This is a genomic window from Treponema socranskii subsp. socranskii VPI DR56BR1116 = ATCC 35536 (assembly GCF_000468115.1).
GTDB lineage: Bacteria > Spirochaetota > Spirochaetia > Treponematales > Treponemataceae > Treponema_D > Treponema_D socranskii.
In genome coordinates this window covers 36,672-54,573 of the sequence record NZ_AVQI01000006.1, presented here as the reverse complement: position 1 = coordinate 54,573, position 17,902 = coordinate 36,672, and the positions used below count along the sequence as shown (strand labels likewise).

Here is a 17,902-nt window from a genome sequence, read left to right as displayed (position 1 = left end):
AAAAAATTGCATGGGGAAAGCTGTCCAAGAATTTCAGTTTTGGACAGCTACCTTGCTTTCCAAAGCATTTTATTATCGGCGATTTCATACGTTATGCGTCCTTTTTCATACAAAGAAGTGAGAAAGGAGCGGAGTGTCGAACCGATGAGCACGTACTGCGGAAGCTTCATCGAAATACCGTTTGCGTTTGCAACTTCGGTTAATAATTCTTCAGCCGTATGCGGCTTCTTTTTCAAAATCTTCATAATACAGCTTATCGTCTGTAAAACGGCGATTTGGTTCATCTCCGCCGTTTCGTCAATCCGCGTGACGGCGTCCCCGTGACTCGGCACATACTGGTCCGCGTGTATGGAGCGGAGTTTTTCGAGTGTATCCAAAAAAGAAGCGACGTCGAACATAAACGGGATCGAAAACTTTGCGATAAATTTTTTGCCGAATACAGCGTCTCCTGCATAGAACACGGACTTTCCGTCGGGGGTCTTGCACATAACGCCGAGCATTTCAAAATAGTGACCGGGCAGGGCGATAAAGCGTATTTTTTTTCCGTCGGAAAGCTCGACGCACTCTTCATCTCGTATGACGCGTGTCGCTTCGCAGTGCGCGGGAACGTAATAGGATACGCGCAGTTCGGGAAGCGGAAAGCCGCCCCATGCGAGAGAAGGCTGCAAAAGCGTATTTTCGACACTCCCTTTTTCAAGGTAGGGCATCCATATTTCGCATTTCGTTTTTTCTGCAAAATAGGCATTTCCGCCGCTATGATCGGCATGCGAATGCGTGTTTATGACCGCTCGGAGATGCCAATCGGTAAAATAAGCGTTGAGAATCGTTTCGATTTTACGCGCGTCTTTTTCGCTTCCTCCCGAATCGATGAGATAGAGAGCGCATCCGCTTTCGTCTTTTACGCGTATGACGCCGACGTTCGTTCCGCCGGGAATTACATAGACGTCGGGGATGAGTTCCCGTATGTCAGCCGTTTTTGCGGAATCGTCAGGTGTCATTTGCGTTCCATGCCTGCAAACAACGGAAGGCGCTTGTTTAAGGATTTATTGACTTCGATTTTCGCTTCTTTTCCGTCCCACGTGTAGGTGCCCGTTCTGCTCATGATGTATGAGCGGATACCGGTTTTAATAAAAGCCGAACCGCTTCCGGAAATCGCTCGGAAAACGACGGAGGCGGTAAAAGGATCCCGCCCTTTTTTTATATCGTCGATGAGCGACGGGAATTCGATAATGACGGACTGCGCATTCGTTTCGTCGGCGTATTCCATACGCAAAGCGGGAAGCGATGCGCTTATTCTGCGTATCGTCGTTTCGTAGCGTTTCTTTTTATAGGTGACGGTGCCGTAGGTTAGGTCGGGGATATGCAGCGCGTCTAAGTATTCGCCGTACGTATTTTTAAAAAACGGATCGGTTTTCGCGCTGCCCGTTTCGGCTATTCGATTTTTGAGCGAAGTGCACTCGTCGATGATATTTTGCGCGGCCGAAATTTTATACGGGTTCGCGTACAGTTCGAACATGGAAATGAATTTGAAATTATCCGCATTCTGTGCCATGAGTTGTCCGCCGAAGGATGTCATCGTTTTGATTTTCGGCACGTCCACGCGGTTCAACATCGTCACCGCCGCGATCGTATCGAAGATATTGTAGCCCCAGCGGGAAAGCTCGGATCGTGCGGCGTCTTTGAGATAGGTTTTCATCTGAGCGTCGGCTTCTGCGATGGCGTTTTCGTTTTCTTGTCTGATACTGTCGAGAAGCGGCACGTCGCTTGCCGTATACGTCTTTGCCGTATCGAGGATGCGGAGCGATTGCGTTTGTACTCTGCTTGCCGTCATCTCTTTTTTAAACTCCGCTTCGGAAGCTTTTGTCGCTCTGAGCGATATCGTGTACTCGTTCGGTTTTTTTCCGAATGTAAATATGAGGTAGGGACCCCATGCCGTCGCGGTAGCCGAAAAAAGATCGAGATTTTTACCTCCGAACGCGCCGTGAAGGAGGGCATCGAACGTCTTGTTTTGTGCCGAAATATCGGCTTCGGAAAAATGAGGAGTGGCGAAAAAACTTTTCGGCGTTCCGTCGAACACCGGATTATAGCGCGTCATATACGTCCACATCGTAACGAGGTAGAGCGGAATCGATTTTTCTTCGCCGCCGCTTTTCACTGCGAGCGTACACGAACCCTCGCTCGTAAGCGTCATATCGCTTACGGAACAGATGACGCCGTTTATCGTTTTGCCGTTTTGAGCGACGGTGCCGACATACGAATATTCGTTTTTCTTTTCGGCTTCCGCTTTTGCGCCCGAAAGAAAAGCCGCAGGGGAGAGGACGAGCGGATAAGGCTCGAAGCGCCATTCGGAATCGGTTAAATTTTTATAATAAAAACCGGCTTTTCCCGCGGAATCGGTACCCGCAACGCGAAGAACGCGCGCATCGTTTCCTTTGCCGTTTTGAAATATGCAGATATATTTTGAAAGGCGCGCGTTTCCCGAAAGCTTGATGTCGGGCTGTTTACGCCAATCTTCGTTCGGCAGTCCCCAGCGCGTAAAATTGGAACGGTAATCGCTGCCTTTGTATCGCTGCTTTTCGGCGACATAGGTGTATTTGAAAAACATCGGGTCGCTTCCCATCGTGTCGTAATCGATGAGGCGCGTGTACATCGTGCCGTCGTCTCCGATGAGAAAAAGCGTAGAACCGCTCGCACTGATGTTTTGCGCGGTAAAAGAGCCGCGCTCAGGGCCGAGGATTGTATCGCTTAAATCGGTCGGAAGCCCCGAATCGGTAAAGCGTATTTCCCGTCCGTTTTCGCTGAGAAAGTAAACGGTCGTAACGCCCATCGTTCCCCAATTGTGTTCGTTACCGAAGCGGTCGGTATACCATTCAATGCTCGATCTCCTCGTGCCGGTCGCCCAGCCGCGCTTATGTGCAACGAGATCGTTTTGCACAAGCTGCTTTTTTTCCGGCCAGCCGAAACCGTTCGTCCACACGAATTTTTTGTCGACGCGGTTCGACGCGATCGGGCAGACGAACATTTTTTTTTCGTCGTCGAAAGCGAGCAGCATATCGTCGTCGGCCGCGATTTCGACGATTTTTTTCGGTATGTCGAAGCGTTCGCCGTGTGCGATGCGCCGTTTTTTCGGGAAGGGGAGTCCCGTCCCTTGAAAGAGCGCCCAATTTTCGCTTCCCGCTTTTTTTATCATGATTTTTCCGTCCGAGAGGCAAAACTCCCAGCCGCGCGAAAAAGTCTGCGTGAGCGTTGCAACAAAAACGCGGCGCGGAAGGTTTCCGTTTATATCGCTTTCCGAAACCGCCCGTCTTTTTGCGTCCGTCGTATTGACCGATGAAGTGCCTTCCGTCATGTGTGCTCCGATTATTTTTTTACCGTAAAAAAAAACGATAAAAGCCCCCGCGAGGGGGATAAGGGCGAGCGGCAATAGTCTTCGATATTTCATACGTCTAAAATGTCGCACCGAAAAGCGTGATGCGGTTTTACATAAGGGGGCGAGGTTGTCGAAAAAGTAACAGAGTTTTGAGACAGCCTCGATTTTCCTCGATTACGCTTTCGCCGCTTTTATCTCTTTTACGGTGTAATCGTAATTGTGATCGTTGATCGTAAAGACGACATGCTCACCGACTTTTTTATCCATGAGCGCATTGCCGAACGGCGACATATACGAGATGACGTTGTTGTCGGGATCCGATTCCCAGGGTCCGAAAATCGTATAGGTTTCGTCTTCGTTCGATTCGTTGTTGTGCAGCGTCGCCGTCGTTGAAAACGAAACGAAAGCCGTCGTGATCGTCGTCGGGTCGAATACGACCGAACGCCCGATTTCCTCTTGCAGCGTTTTAAGCCGCTCGTTCAAAAAATGCTGGTGTTCGCGGGCGGCTTTGTATTCCGCGTTTTCCTTTAAGTCGCCTTGAGAACGCGCTTCGCCGATCTCTTCGGCGTTTTTCGGAATATCGACGGTACGAATCTGCTCTTCCTGCGCTTTTTTTTCTTCGAGCTTTTTCGCCGTAACGAGCATGCCGCGCTGCTGCATCGAAGCTTTTTCTTCGGACGCTTGAAATTTGAAGTCGGGATACTTTTCGAGAATCTTGTTTCTCAGCTGCGCCTTTTTTGCAGGGTCGAGGTCTGCAATATCCGCGACGAGCGTGTACATACGCTTTACCGTGTCTTCGTTGTTTTCGAGCATATAGCCGATAAGCGTGTCGCCTGAGAACAGCAGATCGATCGCGGCCGCATTGATCTTTTTATTTTCCGTCGTATTGACGTGATTGCTGATTTCGCGGTACGTGAGTTCGACGATATTGATCAGCGCGATAAGCTGCTTTTCATACGAAATGCCGGCGTCTTTAAACCAATCATCGTCTCTGCATTCACGGAAAAAAAACAAAACGGCTTGACGGTTGTCTTTGAAATTGTCAAACGAATCGGAAGCGAGGCGCTGCACCATATTCGTCTTTCCGGCGTTGATGAGAGACGTGAGCATGGAGCGGCTGAGCACCGTCGGGAAAAGGCGCACGTACTGTTTGTCCCAGTCGGAAAGCAGTTTTACGTTTTTAATAAAATCTTCGCGGAGCGTCGTGTTTTTCGTATCTTTGAGCGAAAGGTACATTTTGCGCGGCTCTTCGATTTTGTCGTATAAATCCTTGAATGTAAATTTGATTTGATATGTCGAAGCGGGAACGAGCATATTGATTTTTCGGATCGTCAAAAAGGAAGCGACGACCTGTTCGTTGACGTGCGAAATCGATTTTACAAAGCCGATAAAGTAGGAGAGCATTTCGTTGAACGTTTCGCCGCTTTTATCCGTTTCGTCGTCTTCGACAAAGCGCATAAATATATCGATTCGCGGAAAAAATTGCTTTTGCGCTTTGAATTCGTTTGCGAGCTTTATGTCTTTGCTCACGTCGTGGTCACGTACCGTATACATATCGATATCGTTCGTGTCGACGCCGAAATGCGGATTCGATTCGAGGATTTTCTTAGCCCCGTTGTTCCACGACGTCCACTCTTCCGCAGCGAGAACGTCATCGACGAGTTCGGCTTTGATGCGCTTCAAATCGCAGCGGTTGCCGAAACTTTGAATAATCGTTTTAAGCACCCATTCTTTATCGCTCTTTACTTTTTTGGCAAGCTCTTCGTGCTTTTTTGTCGCTTTGAGTACCCAGATGTGATCCTTCGACAGCGGCTGCAGTGCGCTCACGGCCATCTTGAGCGACATAGGACGTACTCCGTATTTTTTTCCGAAATTGATTTTCAGCGTATCGTCTTCGACCGAGCGGATAATACCGACGCCCCACGTGCGGTGGTACACGTAGCTTTTCGCATCGAAGGCTATGTGCTTTTCGAAGTCGTTGAGCGCTTCGAATACGTTGCGAAAACTTTGCGACAGATTTGACGAGCGGATATAGTCTTCGAGATGCGCCCGTCCTTCGTATTTTCCGCGATAGCAGTCGACGAGCTCTTTGCGCGCCCACGTATCGTGCTGGTCGATTTCGAGGATCTGCTTTAAGATATCGATCGCCGTGTCCCATTTTTTATTGTCTTTATACCACGTGTACAATTCCTGCATAAGGACGGCGCTGCGCTCTTCGCTGATCGTCTTTGCGATCTTCCGTTTGGCGAGCATAAAAAAATCAATCTCTTCGGGAATGATCTGGACGAGGCGCGACCACGTTTCTTTTACCGCGTTCATGTTTTTTGCGGTAATATAGCGCAGGTGCGCTTTTTTGTAGTAGTCGATCGCCGTTTCCGTATCGTTTGCCGCTTCTGCGTGTTCGGCGAGCAGCTTTGCCAAATCCGCTTCTTCGAAATCGAGCTTTACGATCTTTTCGTAGAGTTCCCACACTTTGTCGCTGTTGTCCGCGCGCAAACAATCGGCGAGCGTACGAAGAGCGAATTTGTTGTTCGGGTCATCGGCGAGGATCGTTTCGCAGAGGTAGACGACGATATTCTCTTTGTGATTTTTTTGAAAGATGTCGACGAGGTTTTCGAGTGAAGAATTGTCGAGCGCGCCTTTGCCGAGCGACACCATGCCCGACAGGTACAGCGCGATGATGCTGTCCTTCGTGTGCGCGAGGTGTTCGTCGCAGATTTGCTGCAGTTCGTCGGCGCATCCGGCTTCCCGCGCTTTTGCCACGATATCGGCGAGTTCGGTGAGATTGTTCTTTGTATAATTACTGATCGCAGCCCGTGTCCACGTTTCCTCTTTGAGCATGTTTTTAACCTGTGTCACGAGATTTTCATCTGCCATACAAAACTCCTTATCGAAATTATTAATTTATAAATAATACTTGTGCCGTTTTCGCTTCAGACATCCTCGGTTTTATAGCCCGCATCGGCAGCCGTTTTGCCCCTCATTTGACGTACTGTTCGTAAATCCCCGAATCCAGTATTTTTATCTTCAGCAGCGTATCGTTCACCGGCTTCGAATTGTCGTCCGACATGAGGTAGTGATCGATGAGCCAAAAATACAGATTGATGAGGCGCGGTGTGAGATTCGCCGAATCGCATGAAGGATCTTTCATCTCCGTTTCGATCGCGTAGATTTCCTGTTTTAATTTGCTGATCTCCTGCAGCTTAAGTTCCCGCCGCACATTAAAAACGCCGTAGAGCACTCCGTATACCGGAATCCACTGCAAGAGCGCCGTACCCGTGTAGCCTTTTTCCGCTGTCTTTTCGATTAATACCCGAATCAATTCCGAGTCGAGAAAACTCGCGTCGATTTTCGCCGGATCGATAAAAAACGCTTCGCGGAACAGAACTTTTGCGTTCCGCTCGTGTCCGCACAGCGCAAAACAGTCGGCGAGTTCGGCGAGCACCGAAGGAAGCCCCGGCTGCGCATTGTTCGCGACGGTAAGGCATTCCTGCGCGTCTTCGAATTTACCGAGCTTTTTGCAGCACAAACCCGCTTTGCGGAAGATTTCCGCTTTTTGCGAGTTATCGCGCTCGTCGAACAGCTGCCGGTAATTTTCAAAGGCGAGCGAAAAAACGCCGCGGTCTATCGCTTCGACCGCCGGACGGTATACGTTCGCTTTGCGCGAAAGAAAAGCGCGAAACCGTTTCCAATCGGAAAGGAGGCTTTCGCCGCGTTCAAACGCATTTTCCGTAGCATCCAACTGCCGTATATACGGAATCCAAAAATTGCAGCAGTCGGCGGTAAACACGAGCTCGGTACAGTCGAATTCGTCTTCAAACAGATTTTCAAGTATTTTTTGCGCTTGTTCGGGATCGGTGCGTTCCATACAGGCGATGACTTTTTTGAGCCCGGCTTCCGTTTGAATTTTCATAGCCACAATTTTCATTATAGCAAAACGATTTTTTTTAGTCAATTATAGTTTGGCAGCGAAAATAAACTAATGTTTATACCCGCTTTAGCGAAATCTGTCAAGCCCCTGACAGCCCCTGAACCGTCAGTTCACGGAAATCAATTTTACCGAGCCTGTTTAAAAAATCGATAATGCACTAGAGTGAGAGCATGAGGCAGAAAGCGTCATTAAGAGGCTGTTCAAAAACTTATATGCGATGTTTAAAATTAAGTCATTACAATATAACGAGTTAATTTTAAACTCGATGGGCTGTCGAAAAAATAACCGAGTTTTAAGACAGCACTTTTACTATTCATTACTTAAAAAATTACCGACGCGAGTACGCGGCCGTTAGAAAATTCTTGTGCTGCGCTTTTTATCGGCTTTTTTTATCCTTTCCTCGATTCGTAGACTTCCGCTCCTCCGATAAAGTATTTCGACAGGGCGCCGAAGAGTATAAACATCGGAATCGACGCAAGCAGCGCGCACGCCATCATAGCGCCTTCATCGGTTTGTTTTTCTTCGCTGAATTTCGTGATGTACAGCGGAATCGTTTTCATCTTTTCGCTCTGTGCGACGAGGAGCGGCCACAAAAGATTATCCCACTGGTTTCTAAACGAAAGGATGCCGAGCGTGGCTATGACCGGTCCGCAGTTCGGCAAAACGATGCGGCTGTAGATGTTGAATTCGTTGTAGCCGTCGACGCGCGCCGCATCGAGGTATTCGGTCGGAAAGGTGAGGAGATATTGCCTCATTTGAAAGACGCCGAAAGCCGACACGAGAAAGGGAATGATGAGTCCTTGGTAGGTGTTTATCATGCGCATGCTCGTTGCGACCATGTACAGAGGGATCATAATCGCTTCGAACGGAATCATCATCGTCGCCATGATCGACATAAAGATGAGGTTGCGCGATTTGAATTTGAATTTCGCAAGTCCGTAACCGCAAAGAGAAGCGAGCAAAACCGTCGTCGCCGCGCACGAAAGTGCGACGATGAGCGAGTTTAAAATATTACGCATATAGATGGGATTTTGGTTGTTGCCGAAAATCGCTTTAATAAAATTCGTTAAAAATGTTCTGTTTTCGTTCGTAAAATACGCGCGGGAAGGGATCCAGCGGAAGGGCATTGCGAGAATTTGGCGGGCGTCCATAAACGACGCGACGAACATAAAGAGAATGGGCGTTATCGTAAAAAAGAATACGATAAAGAGTGCTATCCACGCGACGATCTCTCCGATACCGACTCTTCCGACATATTTATTTGTATTCATAGCAACTCCAATAAAATGCGCTTATTAATATTCCACGTCGTCGGTTTTCGACAGCGTGAACTGCAAGTACGTAAACAAGAGCATTATCAAAAACAATATGATCGACATAGCGCTCGCTCTGCCGAGCTGTCCGTTTCTGATACCGGTAAAGTAGATATTCATCGTGATGACGTCGATGGGATGACGCGCTGCGCCTCCCTGCGCGAACATATACTGCGTGCTGAACGTTTTCAAACACTGGAGCATCGCCATGATAGACACGAGCACGATAGTCGGTTTTAAAAGCGGAAGCGTGATGTGAAAAAACGCGTGCCATTTATTCGAACCGTCTACCGTTGCGGCTTCGTAGATCGTAGGCGGAATCGAAGCGAGGCCTGTGATAAAGAGGATGACGAAATAGCCGATGTATTTCCAAAAGTAAACGATCATCGTTGAAATCTGCAGCATCGTATTATCGGTGAGCCACTGATAATCTTTTCCTTTCGTAAACAAAATCGTGTTTGACAGTTGGTTGAAAAGACCGCGCGGGTCGAAGAGGATCATCCAAATTGCGGCGGCGACGACGGATGAAAGAACGGCCGGCATATAGAATGAAATTTGAAAAAAACCTTTTTGCGATGAACGACGCAGCTGCATGAGCAGCACTGCGAGTATAAGCGCGAGGATGACCATCGGAACGAAAGTGCCGAACGTAAACACGACGGTCGCGCGCATGGAGTTTAAAAGCGAAAAGCCGCCGTTGTCGCGTGTAAAGAGGTATACGTAATTGCGTAAACCGACAAATTTCGATGTCCGCGAAATCGCCTGTTTGTTCGTAAGACTCGTGATAAATGCGTTGATGATCGGATAAAAACTGAATACGGCAAAGAAGACAAGGCTCGGCAGGGTAAACGCAAATCCCCACCGCGCCTGTTGTTTTTCGATGCTGTAACGTTTAGCGGTTTTAGCCATTTTTAATTCCTCCGTAATTTTTTGAGGTACTCTATTGTATGATGATGTTTCCGTTTTCGTCAATTGCATATCGCGCAAACGTGAGATTCGCTTTTGCCGCGATTGTTTTGCACGCCGCTCTCGACGTCAGCATATCTTCCGGTTTATGGCAGTCGGCTGCAGTGACGATAGGTACGTCGTATTCCGCGGCGAGATTCCAAAATTCCTGTATCGGATAACGGTATCGTTCGCCGCTCGATGATACGACTTTTTTGGCGCGGATACCTTGACCGTTTATTTCAATCGGCATGTGCACCGACTCGGCGCATGCGAGGATGTCGCGGGAACACGCTTTCGCTTCGGCATCCCATTCGAGATAGGATGCGGCGAAGAGGTCGGGGTGCACGGCATATAAAAACAATCCCGACTGCATGCCTTCGATAAGCGTTTTCGTATATGCGTGTAACGCGCCTCTGTCGTTTATCGGGCATTCGGGAATCATGATATCGATTCCGTCCGGTGCATAATAATTGTGGACTGCGAGCAAAAGGTAGTCGAAGCCGCGTTCACCGAGCAGTTCGTCGCGATAATACGAAACGTAGTCTCTGTGGTAGTCGGTTTCAAATCCGCGGAAGATGTGCATATCGCCTGCATTGCCGATCGCGTTTTCGCAGTCTTTTTGATAGCTGTCGAGTTCGGAATAAAACATACGGGCGCTGTGCCACCTGTCGTCAGGCACGGGGCAGTGATCGCTCATGCCGAGCACTTTGATTCCGTCTTTTCTCGCTTCATCGACATAGTCTTGCACTTCGCCGACGGCATGCCTGCAGTATTTGCAATGCGTATGAAGATTCACTTCATCCTGCATAAAAAAATCCACGTGATGCCCTTGCCCTGACAGGCTTTGCCGTTAATAAGGTAATCGGTATTTTAATAATTGCGGTAAAAAACGCCGTTTCCGTTTATAGTACAAAACACCGGCCGAAGAGGCTTGCGGGCCGGTGTTTTGTACATGAGAATTACTGTTCGATCAATTCCTGAACGGTCTTTTTGAGCGTGTTATAGGCGTCTTCAGGTGATACGTTTTGGAGCATAACGCTCTGTACCGCCGTTCCGAGCGCGCTCTGGATCGCGGTTGAGTTTGCACCGTAATACACGATGTGACCGCGTTCGAGATCATCTGCGAATACGCTGGAATACGGCATATTTTTGAACGTGTCGCTGTTTAAAAGCGCCGTCGTCGGCTGGATGATATTGACCTGTGAAAGATACTCGTCACCGTGGCTGAGCATATAGGAGATGAGCTGCCATGCCGCTTCCTGTTGGGCTTTTGTCGCATCGGCATTGACCATGTAATAGTGACCGTAATAGCAGGCTGCGACGTCTTTGACGGCGTTTTCAAATTTCGGATACGGAACGACCATCCATTCGCCCGATTCGTAGAATGCGGGGTTGTCGTGTTTGATGCGCGCTTCCTGATACAAACCGGTCGAGCACATCGCGAGATCGTTGTTGTCCGCGTTGAACACCGAGCGTCCCGCTTTGTATGTCGGCGAGCCGAGATTCAAACCGTTCGGCCCCCACTGCTGCATATACGTGAGGAATGCGATCCATGCGTCCTTTCCGACGATCGCTTCTTTGCCGTCGTCGCTGATGAGCTGTCCGCCCAGCTGTTCCACCATCGGAACGTTGTTTTCGAGATAATATTTGTAGCGGAAGTCGTAGCCGCGCCTCGTGATGATGTCGCCGTTTCGAATGACGATCTTTTGGGAAATTTTTACCATATCTTCCCACGTTTTCGGATAATCCTTTTCGGGATCGAGACCTGCGGAGCGGAACACTTTTTTATTGATAAAGATACACCAGTTCGTAAGCTCGAGCGGGAGTCCGTAGACTTGGCCGTTTACCGTGACGGGATCAAGCATTTTCGGAGCATACGCATTGATGACTTCCGATGCGTCTTTATAGCCTGCCGCTTTGTAGTTCATCGCAGCGACTCTCCCTGCCGTAATGTAGGGGTATTCATCGTTGATCGAAAGGTTGAACATCGTCGGACCGCTTCCGGCGGCAAAAGCCGTCTGAACGAGCTCGATGAGCTTTGCGGCGCCCTGCCGCGTTACGTTTACCGTGACGTTAGGATGAGAAGCCGTAAATTCCTGAATGTAGCGGTCTTCAAGCTTTTGGCGGTTTGCATCTTCATGCGTCCAAAACTCAATGGTGACGGCTTCGGGCTTTTTAGTGCACGACGTCGCCATGAGCGCTGCGGCGGCAAGTGCGCACAGCATCATCATTTTTTTCATATTTTCTTTCCTCCATGTTTTTGAAAAACTATATCCGTGTAAGTATACTACAAGAGCAAAAAACGCGCAAGAAAAAGGTTAACGATTTTACGGGAAAAATGAAAAGCGATTGCCCGCTAGCTTTCAAACTTGCCGCTTTTTATAAAGCGTTCAAGGCTCACCTGCCACGAAGGTATTTTGATACCGAGCGTCGTTTCGATCTTTGTACAGTCGAGCACGGAATAAGAGGGCCGCGCGGCTTTCGTTTTGTATTCATCCGACGAACACGGCTGTATTTTACAGTCGTGCATAATTTTCTCGTATTTTTTTCCGTAGTCACGGATCGCGCACGCGAATTCGAACCACGTCGCCTCCCCGGAATTCGAAAAGTGATAGATGCCGTAGGGAGCCGCGCTTTTTTTTCCGAACAGACTCGTAGCACCCATCTCTTTTTTTATTAATTTTATAACGGCGAATACGAGATCTCCGCAAAAAGTCGGAGTTCCTCTTTGATCGTTTACGACGCTGACGGATTCCCTTTCGTTCATCGCGCGCGTCATCGTATATACGAAATTACGGCCGCCTGAACCGTAAAGCCACGACGTTCGGATGATATAGTATTGCGTCATCGCCTGAGCGATAAGGTCTTCGCTTTCCGCCTTCGTTTTACCGTATATGTTTATAGGAGATTTCGGCGCGTCTTCCGTATACGGACTGCGGCCTTTTCCGTCGAATACGTAATCGGTTGAAATGTGAACGAGCTTTGCGCCGTGCGAGCGCGCCGTGCGAGCGATGTTGAGCGCACCGGTGCAGTTTGTGCGGTATGCTTTTTCCGCCTCGTCTTCGGCGTTATCGACCGCCGTGTAAGCCGCGCAGTTTATGATCCAATCGATTTTATTATCTTTTTTTACATCATTGCGCGAAGCGTAATACGATGCGCTTTCGGTTTTATCGACAAAAGCGTCGAGCTTTTCGGCCTCGGCGATATCGACGTCGCTTCCCGTACCGACAAACGGAATCCTTTTTTCCGAAAGCTGATGCGCGAATTCGCGTCCGAGCATCCCCTTACAACCGATAAGCCACAACATACGGAGCGCCCTCGCGATTAGAGTTTTTCGAAAATAAAATTGCAGAACGTTTTTATGCGATTGATAAACGACGTTTCGATGCGCTTTTCAAAAAAAATAATCTTTATCGCTTTGACGCCGCCTGCGCCGTATAAAATCCAATTGTCGCCGTCGCGGAACAGTAAAATTGCGGATTTCATATTTTTCGGTTTGACACATTTAAATCGATCTTCATATATGAGCGTATTGTCGTTTGTCGAAAGGTAGTATACGTAGTCGCCGGGTGCGGTGATCGTAATCGACGTTTCAATACGACCGAAAGGTTCCATCGTCAAGTCGGCTTTTACTTCACGGGTAAGGCCGTCTGCACCGATAAAATCGTCTTTGATTTCCGCCTCGGAATAGAGATCGTAGTATCGTTCATGCCGTTCCGAATAATACGGAATACCGATGTAATCGGAGATGTTCATCAGGGTATCTTCGAGGCGGGCAGGCAAATCTTCGTTGCCGGCATAAGGCTTGATTTGGATCACTTCGGCAAGATACGACGGATTGAGAGCGTATATGTCGCGTATGATTTTTTGCGCGCTTTCGCTCGACGCTTCGAGGCACATATTCGACGCATGGCTGATGTTGCGCACGACGATTTTACCGTCTTCAAGATCGGCGAGTTCCGCTTTAGAAAGCTTATTGTTGAACGGAAGTGCGGATACGGCGAAAGCGCAGACTGCGGCGAAAAAAAACGAAATCGATATTGTTTTTTTCATACGTGTGATTTGCATTATACTGAGTAAACAGTTGGGCCGCAAGACAGTTACTTGGGTACAGCTAAAAACTCGATGCTCCTCTAAAACTCCAACCAAGCTTTTAGAGGTACCCTTTACGTGCTGCAATGCGGGCGAGTTACGCAAACACGCATATTTGTGCTATACTGGACGCATGATAGCGGCATATATACGGGATTCGGTTGAAAGTCCCAAAGCGGGCGTCATCCGCAAAATGTTCGAAGAAGGAGCGCTGCTCAAAAAAAAATACGGAGCCGAAAACGTATACGATTTCAGTCTCGGAAATCCGGATTTGGATCCGCCTTACAGCGTCGCCGAAGCGATAGAGCGAATCGCTTCGGATAAGTCTCACGGCGCTCACGGTTATATGCCGAACGCGGGTTATCTTTTTGCGCGCGAAGCGATGGCAAAAAAAACGGAAGCCGAACAGGGCGTACTCGTTTCAGCACAGCACGTCGTTATGTCGTGCGGAGCCGCGGGTGCGCTCAACGTCGTCTTAAAATCGATTTTAAATGCCGGAGATGAAGTGATCGTGCCTTCTCCGTATTTTACCGAATACGATCACTATATTCGAAATCATGCGGGCACTATCGTACGCGTAAAAACGAAATCCGATTTTTCGCTCGACTGCAATGCGATCGTAAATGCGCTTACCGAAAAAACCGCCGCAGTTTTGATCAATTCTCCGAACAATCCGACGGGGCGCATCTATTCGGCAGACGACATCGCGTCTCTCTCTGCCGCCCTTCGCGAACACGGAAAAAAATGCGGACGCATGCCTTACCTCATCTGCGACGAACCGTACCGCGCCGTCACCTACGGCGGCAAAAAAGTTCCGCCCGTATTTCCGCTGTACGAAAACGCCGTCATCGTTACATCTTTTGCAAAAAATTTGAGTTTGCCGGGAGAGCGCATCGGATATCTCGCTTTGAATCCCGCGTGTCCGGAAGCCGATGTCTTTATCGCCGCAGCGATTTTTTCGACACGTATTTTAGGTTACGTCAACGCTCCTGCTTTTTTTCAAAAAGTTGTCGCTTCTTCGTGGAACGCATCGTGCGATTATTCGCCGTATGAAAAACGCTGCACGCTTTTAAAAGAGATCATGGATTACGCGGGACTTGAGTATGCGAAACCCGACGGCGCATTTTACCTTTTTGTGAAAGTGCCCGATGCGTGGAATGGTGATGATCTTGCGTTTACGAATCATTTAAAAAAATACAATATCCTGTGCGCGCCGGGAAGCGGTTTCGGAGGAGAGGGCTGGTTTCGAATCGCGTACTGCGTGAGCGAGCGGACGATTATCGATTCGCGCGATGCGTTTTATAAGGCGGTGCACGACCAAGCTTGAGCGCGGCGGCATACACGATATCAGTTTTTTACGGGAGGCGATATGAAAATCCTTATGGTGACGGCGGAAGCGGTGCCCTTTGCAAAGACGGGCGGACTTGCCGATATGGTGTCCGCTTTGGCGCTATCTCTTTCAAAGCTCGGACACGATGTAAAGATCGTCATGCCGCGCTATTATAAAATCGACCGGAAAAAATTGCAGGCGATCCCCGGCCCGCTCGCCGTCGCTGCGGGAACTTCGGAATCGTGGGTCGGTGTTTATGAAAGCGCGCTGCCTTCGTCAAAGGTCGGCGTTTATTTTCTCGACCACGAAGGTGCGTTCGGGCGCGACGGCGTGTACGGCACACAGGCGGAAACCGATTTTCACGACAATCCGTACCGTTTTTCGCTTTTGTGCCACGGCGCTTTCCAGCTGTGCCGAAAGCTCGGATGGTATCCCGATATCGTCCACGCGCACGATTGGTCGGCGTCCCTCGCTCCGATCATTTTAAAGCACGTCATCCGAAACGACCTCTTTGCAAAGACGGCGAGTGTTTTGACGATTCACAATTTAGGCTATCAGGGGCAATACGCAAAAGATTGGTTTCCTTCTCTCGGTATTCATTGGGGATTGTATTACGGCGCGGGACTCGAACACAACGGCGGCATCAATCTTTTGCAGGGCGGCATATCGTGTGCCGACATGATTACGACGGTGTCCCCGACTTATGCGAAAGAAATCCAAACGACCGAAGGCGGCTTCGGTATGGACGGGCTTTTGCGCGTAAGGGGCGACGTCGTTCGCGGCATCCTAAACGGAATCGATGAGGACGTGTGGAATCCGAAAACCGATCCGCTCATCCCCGTAAATTACGACGAAACGTCGCTTGAAAAAAAAGCGGTATGCAAACGCGAGCTGCAAAAATGCATGAAGCTCCCTGAAGACGATGCCGTTCCCGTCATCGGTATCGTAACGCGCCTCGCCGACCAAAAGGGCATTGCCGAACTCTTTGCGCCGACATACGGCTGTATGTACCGCCTGTGCAGCGAAATCGACGTACAGGTTGCGATCCTCGGAAGCGGAGAAAAGTGGTGTGAAAACGAAATACTCTCGCTTCAGTCGAAGCTTCCGAATATGCGCGCATATATCGGCTACGATGAAAGCTTAAGCCATCTTATCGAAGCCGCCAGTGATTTCTTTTTAATGCCGTCGAAATACGAGCCGTGCGGGTTGAATCAAATGTATTCGCTTTTGTACGGCACGCTTCCGATCGTGCGCCGTACGGGCGGACTCGCCGACACGGTCGAACAGTATGACGAAGAGACGGGGGATGGTACGGGCTTTATGTTCGACAACTTGACGCCTTCCGCCGTATTCGACACTTGCGGTTGGGCGGTCTACGCGTATTACAACAAAAAAGAGCACATCACCGAAATGCGAAAGCGCGGCATGAAAAAAGATTTCAGCTGGAAAAAATCGGCGGAGCAATACGTTGCCGTTTATAAAGAAGCCCTTGCGCGCGGTGCGGGAATCGGAAATTCGCGGTAGCGGCTTTGCAGAAAATATCAATTTTCGAAAATGCCGCAGCAGTGCGTATTTTAAGCTTCGATTTGTCCTTTACACCAATCGACTACGACATCCATATCGGCGAGTGCCTTTTTTGTAAGCTCTTCATCGATATCAGGATAGTCAGGGTATCGAAAAGTCGCGGCAAATTTTGTTAAACTGATAGCAGAAAGTTTCACTGTTTCGGGAAACGCTATTTTTGGTTGTATCGTTTTAATAAGCATTCCCAAATCGTGTATTTTAATAATTTCAATTTCGTATACAATGAACAGAGTTTTTATCGCTTTTTCTGCAGCCTGTTGACAGTGAAAGCAGATGATTTCCAGAGGTTTGGGATGCATGGTTTTAAAAAGGTGATAGGCGGTATTCCTGTCCATATCGACTACGTGAAGCCATTCTGCTACGTCTTGTTTAAGATCGTTTTTCATAAAGCAATACACCTTCATTTGCAACTGTTTTTTCGAGTGTCGGACGATATTTTCGTATATCGAATTTCGACTTATGATTTACGATAACATCGCACGGTTTTTCTTGTATATCGAAAATTGCCGAATAAGCTTTATCACACAAAAGCAAAGGATTTCCTTTTTCCTCATCGACAACGACATAAAAATCATAATCACTCTTTTCGGTTTCTTCGTTGCGCGCATACGAACCGAAAAGATAGATGCGTTCGGGATCGAGGGCTTCTTTGATTTTTTCCGTTATCCGTTTAATCTCTTCCGTAATCATCGCTTTATGATACCACGAAAACGCAAGCGGCGGCAACGGTATCAGCGCTTGCTTCGCCGCGTCTCTCGCTCGCTCATATAGCGTAACGCTTCATCATCGCTCAAGCGCCGTACTTGCGTGTTCGGAAATTCGCGGTAGCGGCTTTGAGAAAAAAAAGGTTTTTTTCCGCTGCACGTTTTATCTTTGCTGTTTTGCAAATAGGTTTGCAATTCCGCTTCATCCGAAAATATTTTATAAAAAATTCTTCCAGAAGCGCTTTTGATTTCATATATACCGCAGCTTTTTTTCATAGTGTAATCGGCCGTCCGCACATACAATTTTGCGATCGCCGGAGATTTAAACGGAAAGTTCCAGCGCTGCAATCCGTTTTTTGTGCGGTCGATGCAGATACACCGTCCGCACGTTCCGCAGATGTATTGTGTGTGGTTTTTCAAACATTCTTCCGGATTCAAAAGCGGCGTTATCCTGTCTTCGTCGGCGTAGCATTCAGTACACATACGTATCCCCCTGTAAAAGTTTTGTAATGCTATTGCGCTTCCGCGGCAAGCGCATGCACTGCAATACTACGGGGAATACAACAACTGTCAAGTAAGTCGAACGGGAAAATATACCGGAACATATAAAATCGATTTGAATGCGGAACG

General features: G+C 48.5%; 15 protein-coding genes. 2 read left to right on the top strand and 13 right to left on the bottom strand.

The annotated features are described in order from the left end of the window. Positions 1 to 47 precede the first annotated feature (47 nt). From HMPREF0860_RS00840 to HMPREF0860_RS00795, 10 genes are all read right to left on the bottom strand, one after another. A complete protein-coding gene (locus HMPREF0860_RS00840) occupies positions 48 to 998 on the bottom strand; it encodes an MBL fold metallo-hydrolase (RefSeq protein WP_021329980.1) in 951 nt (316 codons plus the stop codon). Further along, positions 995 to 3,442, bottom strand: a complete 2,448-nt coding sequence (locus tag HMPREF0860_RS00835) for a hypothetical protein (protein WP_156002040.1) — start codon at positions 3,440 to 3,442, stop codon at positions 995 to 997. Before HMPREF0860_RS00835 ends, HMPREF0860_RS00840 begins: the two co-directional genes overlap by 4 nt. A gap of 102 nt (positions 3,443 to 3,544) precedes the next feature. Further along, complete coding sequence (gene greA, locus HMPREF0860_RS00830; protein ID WP_021329918.1) at positions 3,545 to 6,247, bottom strand: transcription elongation factor GreA; 2,703 nt, start codon at positions 6,245 to 6,247, stop codon at positions 3,545 to 3,547. Between the two features lie 103 nt (positions 6,248 to 6,350). Further along, positions 6,351 to 7,283: a tetratricopeptide repeat protein gene (locus HMPREF0860_RS00825; protein WP_021329926.1), complete on the bottom strand. Its 933-nt coding sequence runs from the start codon at positions 7,281 to 7,283 to the stop codon at positions 6,351 to 6,353. 407 nt (positions 7,284 to 7,690) lie between these two features. Continuing rightward, positions 7,691 to 8,572, bottom strand: a complete 882-nt coding sequence (locus HMPREF0860_RS00820; RefSeq protein ID WP_021329951.1) for a carbohydrate ABC transporter permease — start codon at positions 8,570 to 8,572, stop codon at positions 7,691 to 7,693. Positions 8,573 to 8,596: 24 nt separating this feature from the next. Next, positions 8,597 to 9,523, bottom strand: a complete 927-nt coding sequence (locus tag HMPREF0860_RS00815; RefSeq protein ID WP_021329945.1) for a carbohydrate ABC transporter permease — start codon at positions 9,521 to 9,523, stop codon at positions 8,597 to 8,599. Positions 9,524 to 9,554: 31 nt separating this feature from the next. Next, positions 9,555 to 10,370, bottom strand: coding sequence for a PHP domain-containing protein (locus tag HMPREF0860_RS00810; RefSeq protein ID WP_038080736.1), 816 nt, complete (start codon positions 10,368 to 10,370; stop codon positions 9,555 to 9,557). Positions 10,371 to 10,521: 151 nt separating this feature from the next. Beyond that, on the bottom strand, positions 10,522 to 11,802 hold the full coding sequence (locus HMPREF0860_RS00805; RefSeq protein ID WP_021329972.1) for an extracellular solute-binding protein: 1,281 nt from the start codon (positions 11,800 to 11,802) through the stop codon (positions 10,522 to 10,524). Positions 11,803 to 11,918: 116 nt separating this feature from the next. Continuing rightward, a complete protein-coding gene (gene rfbD, locus HMPREF0860_RS00800) occupies positions 11,919 to 12,869 on the bottom strand; it encodes a dTDP-4-dehydrorhamnose reductase (protein ID WP_021329977.1) in 951 nt (316 codons plus the stop codon). Between the two features lie 17 nt (positions 12,870 to 12,886). Further along, entirely contained in the window at positions 12,887 to 13,615 is a 729-nt protein-coding gene (locus tag HMPREF0860_RS00795) for a DUF6675 family protein (RefSeq protein ID WP_021329967.1), read from the bottom strand. A 172-nt stretch (positions 13,616 to 13,787) separates the two neighbouring features. On the opposite strand from HMPREF0860_RS00795, the gene HMPREF0860_RS00790 reads away from it, so the two are divergent. Both HMPREF0860_RS00790 and glgA read left to right on the top strand, forming a co-directional pair. Then, on the top strand, positions 13,788 to 14,981 hold the full coding sequence (locus HMPREF0860_RS00790) for a pyridoxal phosphate-dependent aminotransferase (RefSeq protein ID WP_021329964.1): 1,194 nt from the start codon (positions 13,788 to 13,790) through the stop codon (positions 14,979 to 14,981). Positions 14,982 to 15,023: 42 nt separating this feature from the next. Next, complete coding sequence (glgA, locus tag HMPREF0860_RS00785) at positions 15,024 to 16,508, top strand: glycogen synthase GlgA (protein ID WP_021329950.1); 1,485 nt, start codon at positions 15,024 to 15,026, stop codon at positions 16,506 to 16,508. A gap of 50 nt (positions 16,509 to 16,558) precedes the next feature. On the opposite strand, the gene HMPREF0860_RS00780 is transcribed toward glgA, so the two are convergent. From HMPREF0860_RS00780 to HMPREF0860_RS00770, 3 genes are read right to left on the bottom strand one after another with little or no spacing between them, the layout of a single operon-like run. Further along, positions 16,559 to 16,954 (bottom strand): HEPN domain-containing protein, encoded by a 396-nt coding sequence (locus HMPREF0860_RS00780; protein WP_038080711.1) that lies wholly within the window; start codon positions 16,952 to 16,954, stop codon positions 16,559 to 16,561. After that, positions 16,938 to 17,258, bottom strand: a complete 321-nt coding sequence (locus HMPREF0860_RS00775) for a nucleotidyltransferase family protein (protein ID WP_016520121.1) — start codon at positions 17,256 to 17,258, stop codon at positions 16,938 to 16,940. Before HMPREF0860_RS00775 ends, HMPREF0860_RS00780 begins: the two co-directional genes overlap by 17 nt. A 41-nt stretch (positions 17,259 to 17,299) precedes the next feature. Continuing rightward, complete coding sequence (locus tag HMPREF0860_RS00770; RefSeq protein WP_021329936.1) at positions 17,300 to 17,755, bottom strand: hypothetical protein; 456 nt, start codon at positions 17,753 to 17,755, stop codon at positions 17,300 to 17,302. Positions 17,756 to 17,902: the final 147 nt, after the last annotated feature.

Coding starts and splice junctions, on each gene's coding strand:
- HMPREF0860_RS00840 (WP_021329980.1), bottom strand. CDS start 998: ATGACACCTGACGATTCCGCAAAAACGGCTGACATACGGGAACTCATC.
- HMPREF0860_RS00835 (WP_156002040.1), bottom strand. CDS start 3,442: ATGAAATATCGAAGACTATTGCCGCTCGCCCTTATCCCCCTCGCGGGG.
- greA (WP_021329918.1), bottom strand. CDS start 6,247: ATGGCAGATGAAAATCTCGTGACACAGGTTAAAAACATGCTCAAAGAG.
- HMPREF0860_RS00825 (WP_021329926.1), bottom strand. CDS start 7,283: ATGAAAATTCAAACGGAAGCCGGGCTCAAAAAAGTCATCGCCTGTATG.
- HMPREF0860_RS00820 (WP_021329951.1), bottom strand. CDS start 8,572: ATGAATACAAATAAATATGTCGGAAGAGTCGGTATCGGAGAGATCGTC.
- HMPREF0860_RS00815 (WP_021329945.1), bottom strand. CDS start 9,523: ATGGCTAAAACCGCTAAACGTTACAGCATCGAAAAACAACAGGCGCGG.
- HMPREF0860_RS00810 (WP_038080736.1), bottom strand. CDS start 10,370: ATGCAGGATGAAGTGAATCTTCATACGCATTGCAAATACTGCAGGCAT.
- HMPREF0860_RS00805 (WP_021329972.1), bottom strand. CDS start 11,802: ATGAAAAAAATGATGATGCTGTGCGCACTTGCCGCCGCAGCGCTCATG.
- rfbD (WP_021329977.1), bottom strand. CDS start 12,869: ATGTTGTGGCTTATCGGTTGTAAGGGGATGCTCGGACGCGAATTCGCG.
- HMPREF0860_RS00795 (WP_021329967.1), bottom strand. CDS start 13,615: ATGAAAAAAACAATATCGATTTCGTTTTTTTTCGCCGCAGTCTGCGCT.
- HMPREF0860_RS00790 (WP_021329964.1), top strand. CDS start 13,788: ATGATAGCGGCATATATACGGGATTCGGTTGAAAGTCCCAAAGCGGGC.
- glgA (WP_021329950.1), top strand. CDS start 15,024: ATGAAAATCCTTATGGTGACGGCGGAAGCGGTGCCCTTTGCAAAGACG.
- HMPREF0860_RS00780 (WP_038080711.1), bottom strand. CDS start 16,954: ATGAAAAACGATCTTAAACAAGACGTAGCAGAATGGCTTCACGTAGTC.
- HMPREF0860_RS00775 (WP_016520121.1), bottom strand. CDS start 17,258: ATGATTACGGAAGAGATTAAACGGATAACGGAAAAAATCAAAGAAGCC.
- HMPREF0860_RS00770 (WP_021329936.1), bottom strand. CDS start 17,755: ATGTGTACTGAATGCTACGCCGACGAAGACAGGATAACGCCGCTTTTG.